This window comes from Sphingomonas sp. PP-CE-1A-559 (genome assembly GCF_004340965.1).
Lineage (GTDB): Bacteria > Pseudomonadota > Alphaproteobacteria > Sphingomonadales > Sphingomonadaceae > Sphingomonas.
The window spans coordinates 321,324-346,505 of sequence record NZ_SLYA01000003.1 but is presented as its reverse complement, the minus strand read 5'-3'; the positions used below and the strand labels follow the sequence as shown (position 1 = coordinate 346,505).

Annotated in this window: 23 protein-coding genes; 9 read left to right on the top strand and 14 right to left on the bottom strand. The window is 66.9% G+C overall.

What is annotated here, in order from left to right:
- Positions 1–212: 212 nt before the first annotated feature.
- The 6 genes from C8J42_RS11940 to C8J42_RS11915 form a co-directional block, all read right to left on the bottom strand.
- Positions 213–935, bottom strand: coding sequence for a DUF2807 domain-containing protein (locus tag C8J42_RS11940; RefSeq protein WP_133020213.1), 723 nt, complete (start codon positions 933–935; stop codon positions 213–215).
- 49 nt (positions 936–984) lie between these two features.
- Complete coding sequence (locus tag C8J42_RS11935) at positions 985–1,716, bottom strand: head GIN domain-containing protein (protein ID WP_133020212.1); 732 nt, start codon at positions 1,714–1,716, stop codon at positions 985–987.
- Positions 1,717–1,886: 170 nt separating this feature from the next.
- Positions 1,887–2,420 carry a CarD family transcriptional regulator gene (locus C8J42_RS11930; protein WP_056053923.1) on the bottom strand — a complete coding sequence of 178 codons (534 nt, stop codon included), beginning with the start codon at positions 2,418–2,420 and terminating at the stop codon, positions 1,887–1,889.
- A 202-nt stretch (positions 2,421–2,622) separates the two neighbouring features.
- Positions 2,623–2,964 (bottom strand): ferredoxin FdxA, encoded by a 342-nt coding sequence (fdxA, locus tag C8J42_RS11925; RefSeq protein WP_031393648.1) that lies wholly within the window; start codon positions 2,962–2,964, stop codon positions 2,623–2,625.
- Positions 2,965–3,216: 252 nt separating this feature from the next.
- Complete coding sequence (locus C8J42_RS11920) at positions 3,217–3,510, bottom strand: RNA-binding S4 domain-containing protein (RefSeq protein WP_133020211.1); 294 nt, start codon at positions 3,508–3,510, stop codon at positions 3,217–3,219.
- A 7-nt stretch (positions 3,511–3,517) separates the two neighbouring features.
- A complete protein-coding gene (locus C8J42_RS11915) occupies positions 3,518–6,010 on the bottom strand; it encodes a helicase-related protein (RefSeq protein ID WP_133020210.1) in 2,493 nt (830 codons plus the stop codon).
- 438 nt (positions 6,011–6,448) lie between these two features.
- Here C8J42_RS11915 and C8J42_RS11910 point away from each other — a divergent pair, with 438 nt between their 5' ends.
- Entirely contained in the window at positions 6,449–7,948 is a 1,500-nt protein-coding gene (locus C8J42_RS11910) for a M23 family metallopeptidase (protein ID WP_133020209.1), read from the top strand.
- Positions 7,949–8,103: 155 nt separating this feature from the next.
- Positions 8,104–8,388, top strand: a complete 285-nt coding sequence (locus C8J42_RS11905; protein ID WP_243644347.1) for a YdeI/OmpD-associated family protein — start codon at positions 8,104–8,106, stop codon at positions 8,386–8,388.
- Positions 8,389–8,503: 115 nt separating this feature from the next.
- Here the strand turns inward: C8J42_RS11905 and C8J42_RS11900 are convergent, their stop codons facing one another.
- The 6 genes from C8J42_RS11900 to bamE all read right to left on the bottom strand — a co-directional run bounded on the left by C8J42_RS11900 (position 8,504) and on the right by bamE (position 15,213).
- Positions 8,504–10,174, bottom strand: a complete 1,671-nt coding sequence (locus C8J42_RS11900; protein WP_133020465.1) for an ATP-binding protein — start codon at positions 10,172–10,174, stop codon at positions 8,504–8,506.
- Between the two features lie 125 nt (positions 10,175–10,299).
- Complete coding sequence (locus tag C8J42_RS11895; protein WP_056064071.1) at positions 10,300–11,019, bottom strand: TIGR02186 family protein; 720 nt, start codon at positions 11,017–11,019, stop codon at positions 10,300–10,302.
- 35 nt (positions 11,020–11,054) lie between these two features.
- Entirely contained in the window at positions 11,055–11,969 is a 915-nt protein-coding gene (locus C8J42_RS11890; RefSeq protein ID WP_120300760.1) for a sulfite exporter TauE/SafE family protein, read from the bottom strand.
- A 48-nt stretch (positions 11,970–12,017) separates the two neighbouring features.
- The gene (locus tag C8J42_RS20460) at positions 12,018–12,659 is read right to left on the bottom strand and encodes a hypothetical protein (RefSeq protein WP_243644345.1); all 642 of its coding nucleotides are present in this window, start codon (positions 12,657–12,659) and stop codon (positions 12,018–12,020) included.
- Between the two features lie 350 nt (positions 12,660–13,009).
- The gene (locus C8J42_RS11880) at positions 13,010–14,458 is read right to left on the bottom strand and encodes a glycosyl transferase family protein (RefSeq protein ID WP_243644343.1); all 1,449 of its coding nucleotides are present in this window, start codon (positions 14,456–14,458) and stop codon (positions 13,010–13,012) included.
- Between the two features lie 248 nt (positions 14,459–14,706).
- Positions 14,707–15,213 (bottom strand): outer membrane protein assembly factor BamE, encoded by a 507-nt coding sequence (gene bamE / locus C8J42_RS11875; RefSeq protein ID WP_082441496.1) that lies wholly within the window; start codon positions 15,211–15,213, stop codon positions 14,707–14,709.
- A 134-nt stretch (positions 15,214–15,347) separates the two neighbouring features.
- Here bamE and C8J42_RS11870 point away from each other — a divergent pair, with 134 nt between their 5' ends.
- Positions 15,348–15,854, top strand: a complete 507-nt coding sequence (locus tag C8J42_RS11870; protein WP_243644342.1) for a ubiquinol-cytochrome C chaperone family protein — start codon at positions 15,348–15,350, stop codon at positions 15,852–15,854.
- On the top strand, positions 15,851–16,375 hold the full coding sequence (locus C8J42_RS11865) for a DUF177 domain-containing protein (protein WP_120300762.1): 525 nt from the start codon (positions 15,851–15,853) through the stop codon (positions 16,373–16,375). Before C8J42_RS11870 ends, C8J42_RS11865 begins: the two co-directional genes overlap by 4 nt.
- Positions 16,376–16,624: 249 nt before the next feature.
- Here C8J42_RS11865 and C8J42_RS11860 read toward each other — a convergent pair whose 3' ends face one another.
- Both C8J42_RS11860 and C8J42_RS11855 read right to left on the bottom strand, forming a co-directional pair.
- Positions 16,625–17,161 (bottom strand): histidine phosphatase family protein, encoded by a 537-nt coding sequence (locus C8J42_RS11860; protein WP_133020207.1) that lies wholly within the window; start codon positions 17,159–17,161, stop codon positions 16,625–16,627.
- A gap of 8 nt (positions 17,162–17,169) precedes the next feature.
- Positions 17,170–19,869, bottom strand: coding sequence for an ATP-dependent DNA helicase (locus C8J42_RS11855; protein ID WP_133020206.1), 2,700 nt, complete (start codon positions 19,867–19,869; stop codon positions 17,170–17,172).
- Positions 19,870–20,131: 262 nt separating this feature from the next.
- Between C8J42_RS11855 and C8J42_RS11850 the strand changes: the two genes are divergently transcribed.
- The 5 genes from C8J42_RS11850 (at position 20,132) to C8J42_RS11830 (ending at position 25,164) form a co-directional block, all read left to right on the top strand.
- Complete coding sequence (locus tag C8J42_RS11850) at positions 20,132–20,437, top strand: hypothetical protein (protein WP_133020205.1); 306 nt, start codon at positions 20,132–20,134, stop codon at positions 20,435–20,437.
- A gap of 56 nt (positions 20,438–20,493) precedes the next feature.
- A complete protein-coding gene (locus C8J42_RS11845; protein WP_133020204.1) occupies positions 20,494–22,059 on the top strand; it encodes a lysine--tRNA ligase in 1,566 nt (521 codons plus the stop codon).
- Positions 22,060–22,276: 217 nt separating this feature from the next.
- Positions 22,277–22,834 (top strand): 2'-5' RNA ligase family protein, encoded by a 558-nt coding sequence (locus C8J42_RS11840; RefSeq protein ID WP_120300766.1) that lies wholly within the window; start codon positions 22,277–22,279, stop codon positions 22,832–22,834.
- A gap of 91 nt (positions 22,835–22,925) precedes the next feature.
- Complete coding sequence (locus tag C8J42_RS11835) at positions 22,926–23,930, top strand: histone deacetylase family protein (protein WP_133020203.1); 1,005 nt, start codon at positions 22,926–22,928, stop codon at positions 23,928–23,930.
- A complete protein-coding gene (locus C8J42_RS11830) occupies positions 23,920–25,164 on the top strand; it encodes an MFS transporter (RefSeq protein ID WP_243644339.1) in 1,245 nt (414 codons plus the stop codon). Before C8J42_RS11835 ends, C8J42_RS11830 begins: the two co-directional genes overlap by 11 nt.
- Positions 25,165–25,182 lie beyond the last annotated feature (18 nt).

Sequence of the window (25,182 nt, the reverse complement as noted above, 5' to 3'; positions counted from 1 at the left end):
GTCGTCATCCCCGCGCAGGCGGGGATCCATATCCTCACAGAATAGCGATCCCAGTGTGAGGTCAGCCAGTATGGGTTCCCGCCTCCGCGGGAATGATGACACACGTTCGGAAGGTATGAGGGCCGATACGGATAGGGTAACTGGCTCGATCCAGATGCGGATTTCGCCGGAAAGAGGTCGGTGTGGATGGGGCAGCAGCACACCATCCCCTTCTACGGAGCAGAGACTCCCGCCGCCGGCTTCCCACACACCACCGGCCCACCGGCCGCTGCATCGACACGGCATTTCGCGTTGCCGGTGATCGTGACCGTTCCCAGCCCGCTGTTGGTCACCTGCGCGGTATAGCGCGCGGCCGCCTTCGTCTCGCCAACGCCGTCGAGGTGGACGGTCAGGTCGTTGACCGCCAGCCCCGATGCGTCGATCGCGCCCGGCCCGCTCGTCACGAGGCGCGCGCGCGCCGCGCGGCCGGCGAGCGTCATCTGGCCGGTCCCGATCAGCGTCGCGTTCAGCTGGTCGGTATCGGCCGCCGCGAGGGCCAAGCTCCCGTTACCGCTGACCGTCACGTCGACGCGCATGCCGCGCATCTTCGCGATCGTCAGCCGCCCGCCGGCAGCGACGCTGGCCGAGGTCAGCTCGGGTGTCGAGAGCGTCACGACGGTCGGCCCCGCCCCGCCGCCGCCACGCGTCTGCTCGCCCCAGCCGCCCGTGCCCTTGCGCACCGACAGCGTGGTACCATCGACCCGGACGGCCACATCGTCCCCCCTGCCCGGGCCGGTGATGGTCGCACGCGGAGAGCCGATCGTGACGCGGACCTCGAACGGCCCCTCGACCCGCACGCGATCGAAGCTGCCGACCGAGACCGTCCGGCTCGTCGCGGAAGACTGGGCGAATGCCGGCGAGGACAGGAGCAGCGACGCGGCGAGCAGATATCTCATGCCCGCGAACGTCGCCGGTTCCGTACCCTCGCGCAAGTCCGGCGGCGGTTTACCGCCCGCAGCGGACCCGCCCCGAACCCATCTTGGAGATCGTGCAGCGGGATTGCGGCCCGAGATCGACGTCACCCGAGCCCAACATGGCGACCTTGGCAGCGCCGTTCACCACCGCGCGCACGCTTCCCGAACCGGCGATCTCGACCGTCGCCGATTGCGCCTCAAACCGGGTGCCGTCGAGATCGCCCGAGCCTGCGATGTCCACCGTCAGATCGCGTGCCGTGCCGCTCGCGTGCGCGGTACCCGATCCGGCGATCGAGAATTTCGCAACGTCGACCCTGATCGCGGCGATGTCGAGATTGCCCGATCCGGCGATTCCGCCTTCGAACCCACCGCCCTCGACACGGTCCACGGCCATGTTGCCCGATCCCGAAACGCTCGCGTCGGCGAGCCGTGGCAAGGTGACGTACACCTTCACCTTGGCGCCCTTGCTCCAGCCGAAACTCGCCCCGTTCTTGCGCCCGATGTTGAGCGTATCCCCGTCACGCTCGATGCGCAGGCGATCGAGTTGTTCGCTCGGCCCCTCGGCGCGAACCGAAAAGCCGTTACCGACGCGGACGTCGACGTCGTCCGAGCCCCGAAGGTCGATGCCGTTGAAACCGGAAACCTGGAAGGTCCGGGTGGTCCCCGAACCGGCCGCCGCAGCCCCCGAGCCTTCATTGTCGCCGTTCCAGCTGAACGAGCAGGCCGCGAGAGGAATGATCAGTCCGAGCGCAAGAAAGTTCATCGCATCCTCCTGTGTGTTATTAACACAATACACCCGCCACGGGACGGCGCAATGAGAAACTTGTCTGGCGCTGGCTCGCTAAACGGCCCCCCATCTCGAGGGAGGAAGCAGCAGAACGAAAAAGGGCGGCCCCGCAGGACCGCCCCTTCGTCTCACAAAGCGCCCAGCAGTTAAGCCGGCACCTTGTCCTTGTTGTAGATCGCGGCCGCGGCGCGGAGGATGTCGAGAATCTTCTCCTGCGCCTTGGGCTCGTCGAGCTCTTCCATCGCCGCCAGTTCGCGCGCGAGGCGGCTGGTCGCGCCTTCGAAGATCTGACGCTCCGAATAGCTCTGCTCGGGCTGGTCGTCGGCACGGAACAGATCGCGGACCACTTCGGCGATCGACACGAGGTCGCCCGAGTTGATCTTCGCCTCATATTCCTGCGCGCGGCGCGACCACATGGTGCGCTTGACCTTGGGCTTGCCCTTGAGCGTGTCCATCGCCTCGCGCATCGTCTTGTCCGACGACAGCTTGCGCATGCCGACGCTTTCGGCCTTGTTGGTCGGTACGCGGAGCGTCATGCGCTCCTTCTCGAACCGGAGGACGTAGAGTTCCAGTGTCATGCCGGCGATTTCCGAGCGCTGGAGCTCGATCACACGGCCGACCCCGTGCTTGGGATAAACGACGAAATCACCGACATCGAAGGACAGTGCCTTGGCAGCCATTTGGGGCCTTTCCGGATCAGGCCTCCACGCGACGCCTCGACGAAGGACTCGTCGCTGCTGCATCGGGGGAGGGATAGGTCTGTACGTCAAGCGGATGACGTGAATCATCGCGCCCGTCGCGGACCCATCTAGCAGCTTTGCAACAAAATTACCAGCCGAACGTGGCAGGCGGCTTGCCCTTTTCGGGATTCGCCGCCTCTTATCAGTCGCCTGCGCCGGGTTCGGGCGAGAAATACTTGTCGAACTTGCCCTCGACGCCCTTCATCGCATCGGCATCCGGCGGCGTCTGGTTGTCGTTGCGCGTGACGTTGGGCCATTGCGCCGAGAAGGTGGTGTTAAGCTCGAGCCACTGCTCCAGCCCGCTCTCGGTATCGGGCAGGATCGCCTCGGCGGGGCATTCCGGCTCGCACACGCCGCAGTCGATGCACTCGCTGGGATTGATCACCAGCATGTTCTCGCCCTCGTAGAAGCAGTCGACCGGGCACACTTCCACGCAGTCCATGTACTTGCAGCGGATGCAGGCATCGGTGACGACGTAGGTCATTGCAGAACTCCTGGGCCGGATTCCTTTCCGGCGACGAACGCGCCAGCGACTATGCGCGCGTGCCCCTCGCGTCAATCATAGCAAGCCTTCTGCGAGACGTTATCAGGCTTTGCCACTCTCGTATCCTCCCCCGCCAGAGGGAGGTGGCTGGCACTCGCCAGACGGAGGGGGAGGAAAGGGAAAACCTCGGTTGCGTATCCTCCCCCTCCGTCACCTTCGGCGCCACCTCCCCCTTGCGGGGGAGGATCGAATTTATTCCGAAGCAGGATCGCGGATCGTGCCGGGGGGCGTCCTCCCAGCGATCAGGTCCTGATAGCACGCCTGAGCTTCGGGGGCGGGGCCGCGGCGCGAGGGGAGCGCTTCGACACGGATCACCCGGACCTCGTCGTTGGCGGCGAAAGTGAGGACATTCCCGATCCGCACCGGGCAGTGCGCGCGGTCGATCGGGCGGCCGTCGATGCGCAGATGACCCTTCTCGGCGATCGCCTGCGCGGCGCTGCGCGTCTTTGCGAGCCGCACGAACCACAGGAACCGATCGATCCGCATCGCGCCTTCAACCATGGCGGACCAGTGCGGCGAGCCCGGCAAAGGCGTTCTGCCGCGACGGATCGATCGGGGCCAGCGCCACGGCCCGAGCCGGCGGACGCCCACGCCAGACCCAGCGCGGCGTGTCCCCCGCCAGCGCCTTGAACCCGAGTTCGGCCATCAACCGCTCCAGCGACGCGGCATCGACGCCGATCGAAGTCGCCAGAGCAGGATCGGGCGCGAACGGCGTACGACCCTGCCGCGAGTCGTGCGCGGCACGTGCGATGCGCTCGATCAGGTCGATCCGGACTGCCTGGAGTCCAAGCGGACGGAACCCCGCCTCCAGAACCGCACCCGTGCTGCCACGCGTCAGCACGGTCGCCCCATCTCGCGGGGCGGCTATCGTCGTACCGCGAGCCGCCGCGAGGATGCGCCGCCAACGCGCCGACTCGGGCTTGAGCAACCGCGCGTCGAACATGTCGAGCGCACCAACCGTAATCCCGATCTTGCGCAACCGCTTGCGCTCCTCGGGATCGATCGCATCGAGCGCCAGCCGCATCGGCAACCGCGGCAGGATCCCGCCGGCCTCCTCGATCGCGCTCGCGACCGCGCGCAACGCCGGCGTGGCGTTCGGATCACGGCTCAACTCGGCGAGGTGGACCAGCACCGCGATCCGCCGCTTCAGCATCCCCGCGAGCCACAGCGACAGCCGCGCCTCGATCCGATCGCGCGAAGGCTTGTCGAGGCAGTCGAGCGACCGGTCGAGGATCAGTTTCGGTCGCGCGAACGACGGACCTGCGCCGAGCTTCGCGACCGGATGCCCCGCCCAGATCAGCTGCGCCGCATCGTCGAGCGCTATATCGGCGTCCGGCGCATCGACCAACGACTGGCCGCGACGCGAACGCTCGCCGGTCAGGCGCTTTTCCGCCGCCGCTAGCAGCAAACGCTTGTCGCTCGCCCGCGCATCCGCCGCGACCGTGAAGCGAAATCCGTCGAGACGACCGATCGGATGATCCTCGACCATCACCTCGCCTTCGGGCCCGATCACCACGGGCAGCGCGCCCGCGTCCGCGCCGATCTGGCGCATCAACGCGGTCGTGCGCTTGTCGACGAACCGCTGCGTCAGGCTCGCGTGGAGCGCATCCGACAGGCGTTCCTCCAGCGCCGCGGTCCGCGCCGCCCAAAGCGTCGGCTCCGCCAGCCAGTCGGCGCGCTGTGCGATGTACGCCCAGATCCGCGTCGCCGCGATCCGCCCCGCGATCACCGGTACGTCGCCCGCCACCGTATCGAGCCGCGCGATCTCGTCCGCGAACCACTGATGCGGGATATGCCCCCGCCCCTCGCTGAGATGCCCGAACACCCGCGACACGAACCGCGCATGCGGATCGAGCCCGACTTTGCGGAAATCGGGCAAGCCGCATGCAGCCCACAGTCGCGCGACCATTACCGGATGCCGCGCCCGCTCACGCACCCAGCCCTCCTCGGCCAGCCGCTTCAAGACGCCGAGATCAAGAGCCTGAGGCGCAGCGCGCAGGACCCCAGCAGGCGGCCGCGCCTCCAGGCTCGCCACCAGCGCATCAATGCTGGAGAAATCAGGCTCGCCCTGCCGCCAATAGAGGTTCTCGAGCCGCGGAAACCGGTGCTCCTCGATGGCCAGCACTTCCTCGGGGAGGAACGCGCCCGGCCCATCGTCGGACAACGCGCCGAACGTGCCGTCGCGCTGGTGCCGCCCCGCACGCCCCGCGATCTGCGCCATCTCGGCCACCGTCAGGCGACGCTGGCGCTTGCCGTCGAACTTGTTGAGGCTGGCGAACGCGACATGCGCGACGTCCATGTTCAGCCCCATGCCGATCGCATCGGTCGCGACCAGGTAATCGACCTCGCCCGCCTGGAACATCGCGACCTGCGCGTTGCGGGTGCGCGGCGACAGCGCCCCCATGACGACGGCCGCACCACCGCGAAGGCGCCGAAGCATCTCGGCGACCGCGTACACTTCCTCCGCGGAGAACGCGACGATCGCCGAGCGCTTGGGCAACCGGCTGATCTTCTTCGCGCCCGCATAGGTAAGCGTCGAGAAGCGCGGTCGGTTGACGATCTCCGCGCCGGGGACGAGCTTTTTGATCATCGGCCGCAACGCTTCGGAGCCCAGGATCATCGTCTCCTCGCGTCCCCGTGCGCGCATCAGGCGATCGGTAAACACGTGCCCGCGCTCCGGGTCGGCCCCCAACTGCGCCTCGTCCAATCCGACGAAAGCGACGTCGCGGTCGGGCATCGACTCGGCGGTACACAGGAACCAGCGCGCGTCGGGCGGCACGATCTTCTCTTCGCCCGTCACCAGCGCGACTCGGTTGGCGCCCTTGATCGCGACGACGCGGTCATAGACCTCGCGCGCGAGCAGGCGCAGCGGGAAACCGACCATGCCGCTCGAATGCGCGCACATCCGCTCGATCGCGAGGTGCGTCTTGCCCGTGTTGGTCGGGCCGAGAACCGCGGTCACGCCAGCGGAGACTTCGTCGCTCATGGCGGGCAACATCGGGGGTAAAGTGGGCTGGCGCAATGACCTGGGTCGAATTACGCCGTGTTGGTGAGGTGAATGTTGGGTTCGCTCGATCGTCGAGCTTCGGTGTCCACCTCAATCTAAAACCACCCCGGCGAAGGCCGGGGCCCAATTGGGGAACAGGCTTAACGGAGGTCCGCGCTTCATCACCTTGGCCTACCCTATTGGGCCCCGGCCTTCGCCGGGGTGGTGGATAAAGTTCGGGCGCCTTCTAAAACCCAGACAGGGAAGCAGGGTCATCAGTCCCAAATCTCGTCCGCCCCGACCCGAGCACGCCCCGCCGCCGCCAAGCCCAACAATCGCCCGGTTAATTTGACTTTAGCATGTCCCCGCCACAACCCGATGCTCGCGCCGGGGATTAAACGGCGCACGAGAATTCGGACGATTTCAGGGCGGACACGCGTGTATTTGCAGAAGGATCAGGCGCTGGAACTGGCGGGCGGCGGGGCGCGCGGCTTTGGTCGTGCGCTCGATCGGCAGCCGGATATCGCGCCGAGGACCGCCCCTTCGCGGATCGACTGGGTACCTGATCTCGGTGCTCGGATCGGCAGTCGCGAGTGGTGGCGCGGGCTCGTGACCTGCACCGCGCTGTGTGCCGCGACCGTCATGCTGGCGCCGGGGTTCAAGCCGCTGGTCGGTGCAGTGCCGTCGCCGCTGGCCGGTGCCGAGTGGGAGGAAACGCGCGCGCAGGGCATTGCGCCGCTCGGCCAGGGCGCGACCACCGGGCGGCGGATGGCGGCTAACGATCTCGTTGCCCCGCTCGCCAACGCACCCGAGCGCCCGACGCTCGAACTGTCGGCGACGCTCGGCCAGGGCGATGCGTTCGACCGGGCGCTGATGCGCGCGGGCGTCGGTCGGAACGATGCCGAAGCCGCGGCGGCGCTGGTCGCGCAGTCGGTCGATCCGAAGGCCATTCCGGCGGGCACGCGGATCGCACTGACGCTCGGGCGGCGGCCGGATCGCACCGTCGCGCGGCCGCTGGAGCAGCTCGATTTCCGCGCGCGGTTCGATCTGGCGCTGTCGCTGACGCGCGGCGCGGGCGGGCTGACCGTGAACCGCAAGCCGATCGCGGTCGATACGACGCCGTTGCGCATCCAGGGCCTGGTCGGCTCCAGCCTATACCGATCCGCGCGTTCCGCCGGTGTTCCTGGAAAGGCCGTGGAGTCGTTCATCAAGGCGATCTCGACGCGACTTTCGATCGGCCGCGACGTGACGGCGGCGGACAGCTTCGACGTCATCGTTGAGCGCGAGCGTGCCGCGACCGGCGAGACCCGAATCGGCGACCTTCTCTTCGCCGGGATCGATCAAGGACGCCGAAAGGTACAGCTCGTCCGGTTCGCGCCGGACGCGGCGAACGTCGATGTCGACGCCAGTCTAAACGGGGAGTCGAGTCGCGGCGGCTGGTTCGATGCCAACGGCCAGACCGAACGCCGCGCCGTCTCGGGCATGCCGGTCACCGGCAGGATCACGTCGAACTACGGCATGCGGTTCCACCCGCTGCTGGGCTTCACGCGCATGCACAAGGGCCTCGACATCGGCGCACCGTACGGATCGCCGATCCACGCGATGACCGACGGCATCGTGACGTTCGCAGGCCGGACCGGCGGCTACGGCAATTTCGTCAAACTGATGCACGGTGGCGGGATGGCGAGCGGATACGGCCATATGAGCCGGATCGCGGTGTCATCGGGCACGCGGGTCCGGCAGGGCCAGGTGATCGGTTATGTCGGCTCGACGGGAATGTCGACCGGCCCGCATCTGCACTGGGAAGTGTGGAAGAACGGCGCGGCCATCAACCCGCGATCGGTCCCGTTTGCGAGCGTGGCGCAGTTGTCGGGGGAGAAACTGCGCGCGTTCAAGGCAAGGGTCGCTCAGCTGCTGGCAATACGGGTCGGCGCCTAACCATCTGATGAACGTCGACGCGGTGCGCGACGGCGGCATCGACGGAATTTGTTGTTGGTTGCCCGTTGCGAACCGTGCGCTCGTCATCAACGTGAGGAACGGCTATTCTTCGTGCGAATGGCCCATTGCATTGGGCGACATTGCTCGGAGGATGCGTGGCGAACTCTTTTCTTCACGGCACTGTCCATACCGCCAGCGACGATCTCCAGTCGGCGATCCGCTCCGATCCAAGCCTCTTCGCACTGTGGCAGACGCTGACGCCGCTCGGCCGGAACGAGTTCATCTGCTGGATAGAGGACGCGAAACAGCCGAAAACGCGCCAGCGCCGCATAGAGCGTACGGGTCAGGAACTGCTCGAGGGCAAGAGGCGCCCCTGTTGCTGGGCGGGCTGCATTCACCGTACCGACAAGGCCCGAGCCGATGGCAGCAGGCCGTCCTGATCGACCGAAAAACAAAGACCGGCATGTGATCACGTCCACGATCAGATCCCCTCTTTTACCGGAATACAGCTAGCGACGGGTTATGCTTGTCGATCCCTGCACTGACCGATCGCACCTATTTGCCTTGTGCTCGCCAGCGCTGGATCGTGCGGCCGATGATCTGGTCCTCACCGCCGACGTCGCGCCATAGTTCGGAGAATAGCGGATCACCCGAGGCGGGGCGTTTCTCCTCCTCCAATCCGTCGAAGCTCACGCGGATCGGGATCGTCACGCCTTCGCCGCAGATGATGCATTCGCGATTACGGAGTGCGGGGATCGAATCGAGGAAACCGCGTGCGCCCTCGGGCATCGCCGCGCGGACGAATGCCTGGTCGCGGTCGTTGTTGAGGCGCATCGCGATGATCGTGCCGCATTGCGACAGCACACCCTCTGCGAGATCCGACGGACGCTGCGTGATGAGCCCCAGCGACACGCCGTATTTGCGGCCTTCCTTGGCGATGCGGCCGAGGATGCGCCCGACCGAACTGTTCGCCTCCTGCCCTGCCGGGATGTAGCGATGCGCCTCCTCGCAGACGAGCAGGATCGGCCGCTGCGGTTCGTTGCGCGACCAGATCGCGAAGTCGAACGTCATCCGCGCGAGCACCGCAACCACCACCGAGGTGATGTCCGACGGCACGCCAGAGACATCGATGATCGAGATCGGCTTACCGTCGCCGGGCAGGCGGAAAATGCGCGCGAGGAAGCTCGCCATCGTGTCCGCCACCAGCATGCCGGAGAACATGAAGCCGTAGCGCGGATCGGCCTTGATCTCGTCGATCTTGGATTTGAGCCGGAGATAGGGCGAAGTGTCGCCGGCGCGGTCCATCTTGCCCATCTCGGCGCTGATGATCGTCGTTAGATCGCTGAGCATATACGGGATCGGCGCGTCCACCGTGAGCTTTGCGATCTCCTGTCCGAGGCGGCTTTTCGCCTTTGCCGCGAGCAGGCATTTGGCGAGGATGTCGGCATCGAACTGTCGCGCGGAACCGCTGCTGGTGAGGAAGACCTCGCAATGCTCCTCGAAGTTCATCAGCCAATACGGCATCTGCAGGTTCGAAACGTCGTAGATCGCCCCATTCGATTTGAACGCGGCGGCATATTCGCCATGCGGGTCGATCATCACGATGTGCCCCTGCGGCGCGAGTTCGCAGATGCGGTGCAGGATCAGCGCGGCGCTGGTCGACTTGCCCGTGCCGGTCGACCCGACGAGCGCGAAATGCTTGCCGAGCATCGCGTCGACGTACAGCGCGGCGGGAATATCGGCGGTCGGATAGACCGTGCCGATCGTGATGTTCGCACGGTCGTCGGCGGCATAGACCTGTTGCAGGTCGGCCGTGGTGATCGGGAACACCTCGCAGCCGGGCATCGGATAGCGCGTGACGCCGCGGCGGAATCGATAGAGCTTGCCGGTGAGTTTATCCTCATCGCCTTCCCCCAGATAGTCGATCTCCGCGGCGACGCAGGTGCCGGCGGCATCCTCCAGCTTGAGCGAGCGGATGTTGGCGACCAGCCACGTTGCGCCGACGCGCATCTTGATCTGGCTGCCGACCTGTCCGGCCGCTGCGACGACCGGATCGGAATCGTCATGCAGCACCGCGATCGCGGCGCGATCAAGCAGGATACGGCTGCTCGATCCGGCGATCGCGAAGACAACGCCGACGGGTGCCGCCGCAGCGCTCGCGCCAGCGAATCCGCCCGTCAGGGGTGCCGCGCGCAAGAATGCGCCAGGTCCCGGCATGTCGCTCATCGCCGCAAAGTCTCCAGTCATTTCGGACCGACCCTGCCGCGATAATTGTAAATATCCGATGACGACGGTGTTGAACTTGCTGGAAAAAACCGGCGCGTTGGTGCGCGTTTAGTCGCTGAGACGCGCTAGACCCGGCGCGCGATCCAGCCTGCCGCCCAGCCCAGGAACACCGACAGCGCGACCGCGACCAGCCCGTAGGTTACCGAAGAGCGATCCGCAGCGCGCGCGACGAATCGCTCGAAGCCCGATTTGCGGATGTCGATGTCGCGTACTGCGGCTGCGAGTACGCGCCCGTCGCGGATCAGGAACGTCTCCGCTGTGAAGCGGCCGACGGGCACGCGGGCGGGAATCGACACGCGTGCACGGTAGAGCACGCCGTCGGTGATCTCGACCGCGCGAGGCGCCTCGTAATACAGGCCGGCGCGGCGCTTGAGGTCGACGAGCCCCTTCTGGAAACGGTCCTGGATCGGCGCCGGTGCGCTCGACGCCGGCGACAATTGCAGGCTGTCGAGGCCGAGTTCGTAGATCGCGCGCGTCCGGTCGTCGACGAGGCGGTCGATCGGTTTGGACGAGGCGATCGCGTAGAAACTGGGGGCGGAACGGTATCGCAGGCGTGCGGCGTTGACCCAGATGCCGGCGACCTTCTCCTTCTCGCGCATCAGGATCGACTGGGTCGGGCCCTTGACGACGACGACGATATCGGTGGGTTGCTCACCGGTCGGCAGGCGGCCACCGGGATAGAGGATCGCACCGAACAGCAGCAGCTCGGCACCGGTGAAGCTGTAGGCGATCTCGATATTGCGTTGTGACACGTCGGGGACCAGCACGGGCTTCGCCTGCGCCATCAGCAACGGCGCGAGCAGAACTAGCCAGCGAGGCTTCACGACAGCGTGACCGAGAAGATCTCCTCGGGGCGCCAGACGAGTCCGAGCAGGATGCGCGCGCCGACCAGCAGCACCATGACCGCAAGTCCGAGACGGAGATATTCGGGGCGGAACTTGGTCGCGAACCGCGCGCCGACCTGCGCTCCTACGACCGAGCCGAGCAGGAGCAAAGCCGCCAGCACGATATCGACCGCCTTGGTGGTGGTCGCGTGCACCATCGTCGCGACCGCGGTCACGAACAGCGTCTGGAACAGCGACGTGCCGACCACCACCGACGTCGCCATGCCCAGCAAATAGATCATCGCGGGGACGAGAATGAAGCCGCCACCGATGCCGAGCAGAATCGTCAGGATGCCGGTAAAGAACCCCAGCAACAACGGTGCGAGCGGCGAGATATAGAGCCCCGACGCGTAGAAGCGCGTCCTGAGCGGTAGCGCGGCGACGAGCGGGTGATGGCGACGCTTGCGCGCCTTGGGAGGGCGTCCGGTGCGCACGCGGCCGATCGTGCCGATCGATTCCTTTGCCATCAGGCCGCCGATCGACCCGAGCATGACCACGTAGACGATCGCGATCACCGTATCGATCTGGCCGCTTTGCTGGAGCAGTCGAAACAGCCACGCACCGAAGAACGACCCAAGGATGCCGCCCGCGACGAGCACCCCGCCCATCTTGGTATCGACGCCCTTGCGCCGAAAATGCGCGAACACGCCCGACACGCTCGCGCCGGTCACTTGGCTCGCGGAAGAGGCTGCGGCAACCGTCGGCGGAATGCCGTAGACGATCAGCAGTGGCGTCGTCAGGAAGCCGCCGCCGACGCCGAACATCCCCGACAACAGCCCGACTCCCCCGCCGAGCAGGATGATGACGAGCGCGTTGACCGACAGGTTGGCGACGGGGAGATACAGATCCACGACCGCAGCGTTACACCGGATTGCGCGGGCGGGGCTAGGCTCGACCTTTCAGAAGTCGCTACCGATCGAGAGGGCGGGGCCCGAGCCCGGACGCGCGCCGCCGGCGATGCGTTCGCGCCAGTCGAGCGTCAGGCGGATGGTCTTGCGCGCTACAGGCAGCGCGGCGACGAGTGAGGGTCCGATATCGAAGCGTTCGGCGTCACGCTGCGCGCTGCCCCATGCGCCAACACCGATGTCTATGGTCGCGCCGGCAAGCTTTCCCAGCGGATGCGTGAGTCGTGCGGACGCGTCGACGAAGCCTTCGATCCCGTCACGCGCAATCCCGCCGGCCTGGCCGTACGCTTCCAGACGGATACCCGGCGCGACTTCGGCGGGACCATAGCCGGCGATGACGCCCACCGTCGGTCCGCCGCGGCCGCCATCGAGCGCGAACCTTTGCTCGGCGACGAGGCGGACCGGGAACCGCGTCGGTTGCCATGCGACCCCGAACGCCGCCTCCCGTCCGGCGCCCCTGAGCGGGGTGGCGACGCGCGCCACCAGCGCGACCCTACGCTGGCTGCCGAGCGCATAGGCTAGTCGCAAACCGCCCTGCGATGCGCCGAGCTGCCCGCCCGATACCGTACCCGCGGGACCGCCACGCGCGAGCAGCCATGCGCTTCCGCTGAGACGACTTGGCCCGTTGGCGACCATGGGCGGTGCTACCGGCGACAGAACGAGGTATGTCCGAGGCTCTGCGGCGGCTGGCAAATCGGGAAGAACGCGCGCTACGGGGCGCGGCGGCACAATCGTCGGTGCCTGCCATGGTCGACCCTTGGCGTAAATCGGCAATGCAACAGCGACGCGTGGCATAGTCACCACCCGCGGAGCCACGCGGGGTCGCCCGAGAATTGCTGCGGCGACTTGCGGCACGAGCACTTCGACAACTCGCGGAATTATCTCCGAGGGTGGAAGCGAGGTTACCTCCGGCAACAACAACGCCACGCGGACCATCACCCATCCGCCCAACGCCAACGCGAGAAAGCGCAGCGGGCGCCCGACACTCATCGTGCCGCGGCGGCAAGGCCCGGGTGGTTGAGGCTGTCAGTGATGACGTCGATGGGCAGCGCGTCGGGAAACTCGTGTTGCGTCTTGTCCCAGACCGGCGCCGCGCCGCGCAGCATGCCGATATAGACGATCACCGCGCGCGGTGCGGCGATCAGCGAGACGAGGTTGCCTACGAGAAACCGCGGCAGCGCCCAGATCGCCTCGCGCATACCATAACTGCGTCCCGTGAATATCATCCGCACGATCAACCGCCACGCCAGCAACCCGCCATTGGCGACGAGCAGCCAGAACGCGATCGGGTAGGCGCCGTTCGCGTAGGGCGACGCGCCGTCGGCTTGGCCGTGTATCAGTAGCGACAACAGCCATATCGGCACCGCAAGATAGCCGACCGCTAGGATCACGACGGCCAGCGGCGCGCGTCGATCGCGCATTCGCATCCAGTGATCGGCGACCGCGCGGGGCCGCCCCCAGCCGGTACGATCCCAGCCGGCCAGCGCGATACCCATCATCCACCGCGTCTTCTGGCGCACCGATCCACTAAGCGTACACGGGAAATACGCGCGTACCGCGACCACCGTCCCGGCGTCGTCCGCCGCGACACGCGCGAAGATGCCGCGTGCACCTAGCTCTGCCAGTCGCAAGCCCAGCTCGTAATCCTCGGTCAGACTGGTGGCGTCGAACGGATCGCCGCCCCGTGCCTGCGCAATCGTCGCAAGGACGGCGGGTGCGATCGCACAGCCCGTGCCGGCAAGCGGCATCGCGGCGCCCAGCGCGGTCCGGACGACGATCTGCTTGGCGTGGGATTCGGCGAACTCGTCGGCATAGTGTCCTGACACCAGCCGCGCACCGCGGTGGACCAGCGGCAGGACGGGAAGCTGGATCACGTCATACTGCTCGATCAGGCTGTCGAAGACGCGCAACTCCTGCGCGTGCACGACGTCTTCGGCATCGTGAAGCACGATCGCCTTGGTGGGTAGATTTATCCCTGCCCCGTCTCGTAGATCGTCGCGACACAGCGCATGCCACAGCGTGTTGAGGCAGTCGGCCTTGGTCGTCGGTCCGTTGCGTGGCCCGATCACGAGCCGGATACGCGCGTCGCGCTCGGCGACCGCGGCAATCGCATCGATCGTTCCCCGGTCGTTCGGATAGGCGCCAACGTAGATTCGGTAATTATCGTGGTCGTAGCGATCGAGCGCAGTCGTCAGCATCCCGCCGATCACCGCGACCTCGTCCCACGCCGCGACGAACACAGCGATCCGTCCTGCAATGCGCGGCGACGGCAGAGTGGCGAGAGTCAGGCGAGCCCGGCCGCCATGCCTGATCCGGTGACCGATATAGACAAGATCGACCAGCAGATCATCGATACCACCGAGTAGCAGTCCGACGCCCGCAAACAGCAGCATCTCTCGCGCAGACGCGTCGATGATCCACAGCGACTCGCCCAAGCCACACCCCCGGACGGAGGGTACCGGAAGTCACCGTGGTAACGGATATAGTCTTATCGAGAACGGATGTTTGTCGTTTTCTCGAATTACGGCGGCACATGGCGAACCATCGCGTCGAACGTGCGTTACGACGATGATCCCTTTCCCCCCTTTCGGGATCGGCGCCGATGATGCCCGGCCCGGCCGCACCGCTGCGTAGCACGCGGTGCGGCCTAACCGACTTTGGGCTTACCCTTCAGACCGACCGGCTATGGTCGATTTCGACCGCCGCCGCCGGTGTTGCTACCGCCGCCACCGCCGCCGCCAGCCCCCGCCGCGCCGACCGTGCCGATGTTACCGAACAGATCCTGGAAGAATCCGCGCTCGCGACCGAGCGTCGGCGTCTTCTTGCCATAGGGTGCGATCGACGCGACCTGATCGAGCCCGCCGCGGCGAATCGCGGTGACGGTACCCTTTTGATCAAAGCTGATCTGCAACGTGATCTGCGCGTTGGCGCGCGGGTTGCGGAACGCGAGGTTGCGGCTGTCGCGCGCGAGATAATACCAGTCGCCCTGGTCGAACTGGCCGGCGAGCGTCGGCTTGCCGAGCGTGGCGAGCACCGACTGGCGGTTGTCGACGCCCGGCTGGACCGAGTTGACGAGGTCGGTATCGACGACATAGCCCTGGTGCGAGCGCAGCTGGGTGCAGCCCCCACTGGCCAATGCGGCGACCGCAAGTGCGGCGGCGAGACCCGTACGGGCGGAAAACACGCTCATATAAACTCCCAACCGGGGCACGCGAAAACACGTGACGGGTCCCACGCGATTGCATCGGCCGCCGATCGCCTCGATATGCGAGGATGCGCGGGCAAACAAGCCGAAGCGCGGCTTCGTGTTGAGGACGATAGATTTTGAGCTGGTTGGGAAGACTGCTCGGCGAGAAGCCCGACGAGGCGCTGCCGCTTTACAACGCTGTTGTCGGCCGGGCCCGCGCGGAACATTGGTATCGGGAGGGCGCGGTGCCGGACACCGTCGACGGCCGCTTCGACATGATCGCGACCTTGCTGGCGATCGTCATGTTGCGGCTCGAGACGGAGCCCGCTGGCGGCGAACCCGCGGCGCGTCTGGCCGAGCGGTTCGTCGACGACATGGACGGGCAGCTCCGCGAGATCGGGATCGGCGACATCATCGTCGGCAAGCATATCGGCAAGATGATGAGCATGCTCGGCGGGCGGCTTGGTGCCTACCGCGACGGGCTGGCGGCGGGCGATATCGCGCCGGCGTTAGTGCGCAACCTGTACCGGGGCGCTGGGCCGGACGATGCCGCGCTGACTTACGTCCGCGAGTCGGTGATGGCCTTTCATGCGGGGCTGGCTGCGACGCCACTACCGAATCTGTTATCTGGAGAATTGCCGTGAAGCCCGAGTTCAGCCGTCCCGAACGCCTCGACACGATCGGCGAGCGCGAACGGATCGTCGAGATCGCTGCGACCGAGGACGAGCGCGCGGCACTGGCCAAGCGGTTCGCGCTGCTCTCGATCACGCGTCTCGACGCGCGACTCGGCATCAAACGCACCGACAGCGGCATCGTCGTGAAGGGCCGCGTGACCGGCGCGGCGGTGCAGGCGTGTTCGGTGACCGACGAACCGCTCGATACGCAGATCGACGAGCCGGTCGCGCTGTTGTTCGTTGCGCAGTTGGTGGCGGAAGGCGACGAGGTCGAACTGTCCGACGATGCGCTCGACACGGTCGCGATCGAGGGGGGGACGATCGATCTTGGCGAGGCGGCGGCGGATACGCTGGCGCTGGCGATCGACCCGTTTCCAAGGGGGCCTAATGCCGCGGCGGCGCTGGCGGCGGCGGGGGTGATCAGCGAGGACGAGTTCCGGCCGGCGAATGCGTTCTCGGATCTGAAGGCGCGGATGGCGGGGAAGAGCTAAGCGCTTCGACGATCTCGGGTTTGTTCGAGATCAGCTTACCGAAAACCCGCACCACCCCGGCGAAGGCCGGGGCCCAATTGGAAACGGATAGTGAGGTAGGGCGGTCCGCCGTTACAACCACGTCTCCAATTGGGCCCCGGCCTTCGCCGGGGTGGTATGAAGTTGAAGGAGCGGAGCGCTCACGCCCCCTTGTTCTCCCGCGAAGGCGGGAGCCCAGTCTGGGTCCCCGCCTTCGCGGGGAAACATGGTTTAGTCCGCGTCGGGCCCTAAAGTCGGATCGAGATCGCGGGGTCGGATGAAGCGGGTCAGGCGAGCCGTACCCGCCGCAACGTCGCTCCACTCCCCCTCGAACTGAAGCTCGGCAATGCTGGCCGTCGGATACTTGTCCTCGACCGCGTCGCGAAGCGGATCGGCCCCATCCGCAACCAACATCAGGACAAGATCCTCCAACCCGGGATTATGCCCGACCAGCAGCGCGCTCTCTGCCTCGGCCGGAAAGCCGTGCACCAAGTCGAGCAACGTCGCCGCCGATGCGAGATACACCCGTCGATCCAGGTCCGGCGCGATCGTCCGGCCATAGCCCGATTCGATCTGCTCCAAGGTCTCCGAAACCCGCACCGCCGGCGACGCAATCGCATGATCGAACGCAAGCCCCAGCGACCGCATATGCCGACCGACCATCGCCGCGGCGCGCTTGCCCTTGGCGTTGAGTGGGCGGTCGAAATCGCGCGCGACCGGATCGTCCCAGCCGGACTTGGCGTGGCGCAACAGCGTCAACGTCTTCATGGCAATCCTCAAGCCGGTTCGCGGCTTTCATGCCCTACCGATGCCCGCGAGGAAAGCCGGCTTGCGACTCTGGCCACCGCTTCTTCGAGCGTGACGCGGGCGATCGGCACGCCCGGTGGGAACGCGCTGAGTAGCCGCGACGGCATCGCGGCGGACAGCATTACGAACACGCCGGAGTCATCAGCACGCCGGATCAGCCGCCCGAACGCCTGCGCCAAACGCGCTCGGACCAGCCGGTCGTCATACGCCGAACCGCCGCCCGCGAGCCTGCGTGCGGCGTGCAGAACGGACGGTTTAGCCCAAGGCACGCCCTCCATCACCACGAGTCGCAGCGACTCGCCGGGGACGTCGACGCCGTCGCGGAGCGCATCGGTGCCGAGCAGCGACGCGCCCGGATCGTCGCGAAAGATATCGACCAAGGTGCCGGTATCGATTGGATCGACGTGCTGTGCGTGCAGCGGCAGGCCTTCGCGCGCGAGTCGATCGGCGATCCGGCCGTGAACACCGCGCAAGCGCCGGATCGCGGTGAACAGGCCTAGCGTGCCGCCGCGGCTGGCGACGATCAGCTGCGCATAGGCGTTGGCGAGCGCGGCGACGTCGCCGCGCTTCACGTCGGTGACGATCAGTACTTCGGCCTGGCGGGTATAGTCGAACGGGCTCTTTGCCTCGAACCGCGCGGCAGGGCGCAGGAGATGCGGCGCGCCGCTGCGGGCTTCGGCGACTTCCCAGTCGCCGCCGCCGGTCAGCGTCGCGGAGGTGACGAGCACGCCGTGGGCGGGCTTCAGGACGATCTCGGCGAACGGCCTTGTCGGGTCGAGCCAGTGCCGGTGCAGGCCGATGTCGAACTCGCGGCCTTCGATCCGGTCGACCGCCAGCCAGTCGACGAAATCGCCGTCGACCGGTCCGCCGACGCGCGCGAGCAGCGACAGCCACGATGCCACCGTCTCCGCGCGCCAACCGATCGAGGCGATCGCGCCTTCGACCCGCGCTCGCGCAGGAGCGTCCATCCAGTCGGGAGCTTCGGCGAGCACGGCTTCGAGTCGACGGCCAAGCGTCACGAGTGGGCGGACCAGTCCGTCGAGCGCGGCTGCGGCGGGCGCGGCGGCTTCGATCAGCGTCGCGTCGGGTTCGGCGAGTTCGGTCTCCAGGCCGTACCCCGCGTCACCCGGTTGTTCGGCCCGCGCGTAGGTGAGGCCACGGACGGCGGCGAGCAACGTCTCGATCGGCCCGAACGGCGCGCCTTCGCCGAGGCGCTGCAGCCAGCCGTCGGACGCCAGCGCCCCCGCCGCGGTCACCGCATCGCTGATCGCCCTCGCCCCCTGCTCGTCGTAGCTGGCGAGGTCGGAGAGGCGTGCGGCAAGTCCTCGCCTGCGACCGCGACCGCTCGATTCGGGGCCGAGGATCCAGCGGCGCAGTTCGATCGTCTCCGCACCGGTCAGCGCGGTCGCGAACATCGAATCGGCCGCGTCGAAGATGTGATGGCCCTCGTCGAACACGTAGCGCGTCGGTCGGGTAGCGAGTTCGCGCCCTCTCGCGGCATTGACCATCACCAGTGCGTGGTTGGCGATGACGATGTCGGCGTCGGACGACGCGCGGGCGGCGCGCTCGATGAAGCATTTCCGGTAGTGCGGGCAGCCCGCGTACACGCACTCGCCGCGCCGGTCGGTCAGCGCGGTCGAGCCGTTGCGGCGGAACAGCGTCGGCAGCCAGCCGGGCAGGTCGCCGCCGACCATGTCGCCGTCCGCGCTGTAGGCGGCCCAGCGCGCGACGAGGTGCGCGAGGATCGCCGCGCGGCCTGCGAACCCGCCTTGCAGCGCGTCCTCCAGGTTCAGCAGGCAGAGGTAATTCTCGCGGCCTTTCCGCGTGACCACCTTCGCCTTGCGGATCGCCGCGTCGGGGTAAAGGCGAGCGGTTTCCTGCCCAAGCTGGCGTTGCAGCGTCTTGGTATAGGTCGAGATCCATACCGCGCCGCCGGCCTTTTCCGCCCATAGCGAGGCGGGGGCCAAGTAGCCGAGCGTCTTGCCGATCCCGGTCCCCGCCTCGGCGAGGACGAGGTTCGGCGTGTCGCGCATCGCTCGCGGGGCGAAGGCGGCGGTGGCGGCGCCGGCATAGGCGCGCTGGCCTGGACGCTCCTCGGCGCCGTGGCCGGTGAGGTCGACGAGTCGCGCCTCAGCATCGCCCGGCTCGATCGTGACAGTACGTGGCGCAGGTCGCGGCGCGTGCTCCTCCCATTCGGGGAGCGACGAGAACAGCCAGCGCTCGTTGACGGACGGTTTCTTCAGCCGCTCGGCGACGACCGGCGCCCAGGGCCAGCGCAGGCGGAACAGCGATTGCGCCGCCGTCCACGCGCCCTCACGCTCGGGCCAGTCGCCATCGGTAAGCGCCAGCATCGCCTCGGCCGCGCGGAGGAGGAACGGCGCGACCTCCGCGTCCTCGGTCGGCACGTCGAGGCCGGTGACCCGCGCGATCCCCTTCGGCGTCGGCACCGCGAACTGCGCGGGGCGGAGGAACGCGTAGAGTTCGAGCAGGTCGAGCCCCGACAGATCGGGATATCCGAGTCGCTGCCCGACCAGCGGCGCATTGAGCATGATGACCGGCGTATCGGCCGCGATCCGGATCGCCTCGCCCCGCCCGATCGGACGCGCGCCGTCCACATTCGCGATCCAGATGCCGGCGTGGCTGGCGTGGAGGGCAGGATAGCGAAGCACCGAGAGACCTTGCTGCAATGAGAACGAAAGGGCAACCTCTCGCTGCTTGTTCTTCCGCGTAGGCGGGAGCCCAGTCTGGATCCCCGCCTTCGCGGAGAAACACGCTGTCGTCGGTTTCAGCCTGAAATGCTGCACCCTTCGCGGTTGTGCAAACCTCCACCAACAAACTCACCCATATCGGCCGTTACGCAACCGGCACGGTTCACGTGCGTTGCGCACTCATCGATACCGAACTTTATCTACATCAACAGGGATGATCATCATGCGGAAGTTTCTCATGGCGCTGAGCGCACTCTCGCTCGCAATTCCGGTGGCTGCCGTGATCCCCACTAGCAAGGCGGAAGCCCGTTCGAAGCGCGAATATCGCGGGCATGACCGTCGTTACCGCGCCAAGCGTTGCCGTCATTCGAGCGGCACGACCGGTCTCGTCGCAGGCGGCGTCGGCGGCGCGGTGCTAGGTAATGCGGTCGGCGGCGGGCTGCTCGGCACGCTCGCTGGTGGCGCAGCGGGTGCGCTCGGTGGCCGTGCGGTCGACCGGACGATCACCGCGAAGGATCGTTGCCGCTAAGACGCATGCGGCGGTGGGGTGACGGACACGGGCGCAGGCGCTAATCGACGAACGCTATGACCGATGACATCCGCACCGCCGCCCTCGAGTCCAAAGCCTGGCCGTACGAGGAGGCGCGCAAACTCCTCAAGCGGTATCCGAACGGCAAGTCGGGCGATCCGGTGCTGTTCGAGACGGGCTATGGACCGTCGGGCCTGCCGCATATCGGCACGTTCAACGAAGTGTTGCGCACGACGATGGTGCGCAACGCCTTTCACGCGCTGAGCGATACGCCGACGCGGTTGATCGCCTTCTCGGACGATATGGACGGTCTCCGGAAAGTCCCGGACAACGTCCCCAACGGCGACATGCTGCGCGAGCATCTTGGCAAGCCGCTGACGCAGATCCCCGATCCGTTCGGCACGCATTCGAGCTTCGCCGCGCATAACAACGCGATTCTCCGCGAATTCCTCGACCGCTACGGCTTCGACTACGAGTTCGCCTCGTCGACCGAATATTACACGGGCGGCCGCTTCGACGAGGCGCTGAAGGGTGTGCTTCGTCACTTCCAGGGTATCCAGGACGTGATGCTGCCGACTCTGCGGGCCGAGCGTCGTGCCACCTATTCGCCGGTGCTGCCGATCTCGCCGACCAGCGGCATCGTGTTGCAGGTGCCGATCGAGGTGATCGATGCGGAGACGGGCTTGATCGCGTTCGAAGACGAAGGCCAGCGGATCGAGCAGAGCGTGCTGGGCGGCAAGGCGAAGTTGCAGTGGAAGGTCGACTGGGCGATGCGCTGGGTTGCGCTCGGCGTCGATTACGAGATGGCGGGCAAGGACCTGATCGATTCGGTCACCCAGTCGTCGAAGATCGCGCGCGTTCTCGGGGGCCGCCCGCCCGAGGGCTTCAACTACGAGATGTTCCTCGACGAGAATGGCGAAAAGATCTCGAAGTCGAAGGGCAATGGCCTGAGCCTCGAACAATGGCTGACCTATGGTCCCGAGGAATCGCTGGCGTTCTATGCGTACCGCGAGCCAAAGAAGGCCAAGTCGTTGCACATGGGCGTGATTCCGCGCGCAGTGGACGAATATTGGCAGTTCCGCGGCAATTACGCGGGCCAGGACCTGAAGCAGCAACTCGGCAATCCGGTCCATCACATCCACGACGGCAAGCTGCCGACGGGGGAGTTGCCGGTGACGTTCGGGTTGTTGCTCAACCTCGTCGGGGTGATGGGCGATGCGAGCAGGGAGCAGGTCTGGGGGTATCTCGCCAACTACGTGCCTGATGCGTCGGCGAACAAATATCCCGAGCTCGACCGGCTGATCGGCTATGCGCTGGCCTATAGCCGCGATTTCGTCGCGCCGACGCTGAAGCGTCGCGCACCCGAGGGTGTCGAGGTCGCGGCGCTGGAGCGGCTGGACACGGAACTCGCCGCGTTGCCCGCGGAGGCGAGCGCGGAGGATATCCAGAACATCGTCTACGAGATCGGCAAGACCGGCGGGTTCGACAACCTGCGCGACTGGTTCAAGGCGCTGTACGAGACGTTGCTGGGCTCGGAGCAGGGTCCGCGGATGGGAAGCTTCATCGCGTTGTACGGCGTCGCGAACTCGCGGAAACTGATCGCGGAAGCGCTCGCCCGGTAAGACGACCCGTTCGAAGAAGTACCACCCCGGCGGAGGCCGGGGCCCAGTTGGGGGACGTTCATAACTGGACGCAGAGCGCCGTTACCACGACCTTTTCAACTGGGCCCCGGCCTTCGCCGGGGTGGTGGTTTCAGGTTGGCCGAGCGGCCGTATCGCCTCGACAGCTTAACGAGAACATATTAGCAACAAGTCCGCCTCCCCCGATCCGGAAACCGGCATGTTTCATCGACCACTCGCGCGTCATCGCCTATTCTTCGCGCTCCGCCCGCCACTCCCACTAGCGCGCCAGATTACCGCCGCAGCGTCATGGTTCGAGACCGACAGCGACAAGCTGCGCCCCGAGCATCTGCACGTCACGATCGATATTCTCGACGACCAGGACCGCGTGTCGACGGCGTTGGAGCGCGACCTGAAGGCGATCGGCGATGCGGTCGAGGCGGTGCCGTTCGCGATCGAGTTCGATACCGTGATCGGCAGCGATCGATCCATTGCTCTGCGGCCGCGCCGCAAAAATGCATCCTTCGCCGCCTTGTACCAGCGGATCGCCGTAGCGCGTGAGGCGGCGGGGCTACGCGCCCGCGCTGGCTTTCGCTCGAGTGCTCACATGACGCTCGGCTACCGCGACGGCGCGCCGTTCACGCAAGACATCGCGCCGATCGGCTGGACGGCGGATGCCTTCGTACTGGTCCACAGCCATGTAGGGCGAACGCGACACGACGTGCTCGGCCGCTGGCTGCTCAGCGGCGACGACGATCGGCAACTGGCGCTGTTCTGAGCCTTCGAATTTGCCGAACGCGCGAGATCCCGTAGGACCCAGGACGCGATCGGTTGGTTCTGCCCTCGTGACCGCGCACCAAGGAGCGAACATGCGGCTGTTTTTCGACGACGCCCAGCGGACCCATGCACCAGCGTGGGAACTGCATAACGGCGCGTTCACGGCTTATGCGGAGACGCCTGCGCGCGTCGATGCGATCCTGCGCGCGCTCGGTCCGGTCCAGGCGCCGGAGGATCGCGGCGAGGCGCCGATTCTGGCTATCCATCCCGCGCCGTACCTTACCTTTCTAAAGGACGCCGCGCGACTGTGGCGCGAAGCCGGTCGCGAGGGCGATGCGATCCCCTACACCTTCCCGATCCGCGGGCGCCGTCCGCTCGATCTCACCCGGATTGACGCGCTGATCGGCGCGCACAGCTTCGACGCGACCACGCCAATCACGCCCGAGACCTGGGCCGCCGCCTATGGCAGCGCACAGTCCGCGCTCGCCGCGACGCACGCCGTCCTCGACGGCGACCGTGCCACGTTTGCGCTGTGCCGCCCGCCCGGCCACCATGCCGGCGCAGACTATTGCGGGGGATACTGCCACCTCAACACCGCCGCGATCGCCGCGCAGGCCGCACGCGATGCCGGTGTCGCGCGCGTCGCGATCCTCGACATCGACTATCACCACGGCAACGGCACGCAGGACATCTTCTACACGAGAGGCGACGTGTTCTACGCCTCGGTCCACGCCGATCCCAAGACCGACTACCCGTTCTACTGGGGTCATGCCGACGAGGCGGGCGAAGACGAAGGGATCGGCACAACGCTGAACCTCCCCCTCCCCCATGGCACGCGAATCGATGCCTTCCGCACGGCGCAGACGACCGCGCTCGACGCAATCGCCGCGTTCGATCCCGGTCTGCTCGTCGTCAGCTTCGGTGCGGACACATGGGAGGGAGATCCGATCTCGCATTTCAAACTGACCACGCCCGACTATACGGTGCTGGCCAGAGATATCTCCGCACGGGGCTGGCCGACCACGATCGTCATGGAAGGCGGCTACGCGGTCGACGCACTCGGCCACAACGTCGCGAGTTTTCTTGGTGGGTTCTGAGGCGCCGATCGCGATTGGCACACCCGCCTACCGCCGGCTGACGCTGGCGATGCTGTTCGCGGGGTTCTCGACCTTCTCGCTGCTCTATTCGGTCCAGCCGTTGCTGCCGCTGTTCGCCGCGCAGTTCGGGCTGACCGCGGAGGGCGCGTCGCTCGCGGTGTCCCTGGCGACCGGGCCACTGGCGATCGGCATATTGTTTGCGGGATTCGTCTCGGACCGGGTCGGGCGGCGGCCGCTGATGATCGCGGCGATGTTCGCGGCCGGCGCGCTGACCTTGGCGGCGGCGGTCGTGCCGGTGTGGAGCGGGTTGCTCGTGCTGCGCTTCCTGACCGGCGTAGCGCTAGCGGGCGTGCCGGCGGTGGCGATGGCCTATGTCGCGGAGGAGGTCGACGCCGGCTCGGTCGGCGCGGCGATGGGGCTGTATATCGCGGGCAGTGCGCTCGGCGGGATGGCTGGGCGGCTGGTCGTGAGCGTCGTCGCCGATCTCGAAGGCTGGCGCTGGGCGCTCGCCGCGGTCGGCGTCGCAGGGCTGGCGATGGCGGAGGCATTCCGCCGGCTTGCGCCGCTCTCGCGCAATTTCACGCCAAGCGTGGGACGTCCCCGCGCATTGCTGCGGAGTGCCGGATCGCTGTTCACCGATCGCGCGATGCCGCTGCTGTATCTCGAGGCGTTCCTGCTGATGGGCGTGTTCGTCACGATCTATAACTACGCCGGCTTCCGGTTGATGAGCCCGCCCTATAGCCTCAGCCAGGCAGCGGTCGGCGGAGTGTTCCTGTTATACGTGCTGGGATCGGTGAGTTCGGCGAAGTTCGGCACGCTGGCGGGGCGGCTCGGGCGACGGAAGGTGTTCTGGATCCCGGTCGTGCTGCTGATCGCCGGCGTGGCGCTGACCGCAATGACGCCGCTGGTGCTGGTGATCGCAGGGATCGCCGTGGTGACGATCGGCTTCTTCGGCGCGCATTCGATCGCGAGCGCCTGGGTCGGGCGGCGGGCCCAGGTTGCAGGCGGCGGCTCGCGCGGACAGGCGGCGGCGTTCTACCTGTTCTTCTATTACATGGGGTCGAGCGTGCTGGGATCCGCCGGCGGGTTCGCGTGGACGCATGCCGGGTGGCCGGGGGTAACGGCGTTCTGCCTGCTGCTCGGCGTGGCAGCGCTAGTGATCGGGCTGGTGTTGCGCACGGTACCGCCACTGGTGGTCGAGCCGCCCGCGCCGCAGCGGATGCCGGATCCTTGACGGCCTCGAACCGTCGTC

Excerpts from the sequence above, each read along its gene's own strand:
- C8J42_RS11940 (WP_133020213.1), bottom strand. The coding sequence starts at position 935 with ATGAGATATCTGCTCGCCGCGTCGCTGCTCCTGTCCTCGCCGGCATTC.
- C8J42_RS11935 (WP_133020212.1), bottom strand. The coding sequence starts at position 1,716 with ATGAACTTTCTTGCGCTCGGACTGATCATTCCTCTCGCGGCCTGCTCG.
- C8J42_RS11930 (WP_056053923.1), bottom strand. The coding sequence starts at position 2,420 with ATGGCTGCCAAGGCACTGTCCTTCGATGTCGGTGATTTCGTCGTTTAT.
- fdxA (WP_031393648.1), bottom strand. The coding sequence starts at position 2,964 with ATGACCTACGTCGTCACCGATGCCTGCATCCGCTGCAAGTACATGGAC.
- C8J42_RS11920 (WP_133020211.1), bottom strand. The coding sequence starts at position 3,510 with ATGCGGATCGATCGGTTCCTGTGGTTCGTGCGGCTCGCAAAGACGCGC.
- C8J42_RS11915 (WP_133020210.1), bottom strand. The coding sequence starts at position 6,010 with ATGAGCGACGAAGTCTCCGCTGGCGTGACCGCGGTTCTCGGCCCGACC.
- C8J42_RS11900 (WP_133020465.1), bottom strand. The coding sequence starts at position 10,174 with ATGAGCGACATGCCGGGACCTGGCGCATTCTTGCGCGCGGCACCCCTG.
- C8J42_RS11895 (WP_056064071.1), bottom strand. The coding sequence starts at position 11,019 with ATGGCGCAGGCGAAGCCCGTGCTGGTCCCCGACGTGTCACAACGCAAT.
- C8J42_RS20460 (WP_243644345.1), bottom strand. The coding sequence starts at position 12,659 with ATGGTCGCCAACGGGCCAAGTCGTCTCAGCGGAAGCGCATGGCTGCTC.
- bamE (WP_082441496.1), bottom strand. The coding sequence starts at position 15,213 with ATGAGCGTGTTTTCCGCCCGTACGGGTCTCGCCGCCGCACTTGCGGTC.
- C8J42_RS11860 (WP_133020207.1), bottom strand. The coding sequence starts at position 17,161 with ATGAAGACGTTGACGCTGTTGCGCCACGCCAAGTCCGGCTGGGACGAT.
- C8J42_RS11850 (WP_133020205.1), top strand. The coding sequence starts at position 20,132 with ATGCGGAAGTTTCTCATGGCGCTGAGCGCACTCTCGCTCGCAATTCCG.
- C8J42_RS11845 (WP_133020204.1), top strand. The coding sequence starts at position 20,494 with ATGACCGATGACATCCGCACCGCCGCCCTCGAGTCCAAAGCCTGGCCG.
- C8J42_RS11840 (WP_120300766.1), top strand. The coding sequence starts at position 22,277 with ATGTTTCATCGACCACTCGCGCGTCATCGCCTATTCTTCGCGCTCCGC.
- C8J42_RS11835 (WP_133020203.1), top strand. The coding sequence starts at position 22,926 with ATGCGGCTGTTTTTCGACGACGCCCAGCGGACCCATGCACCAGCGTGG.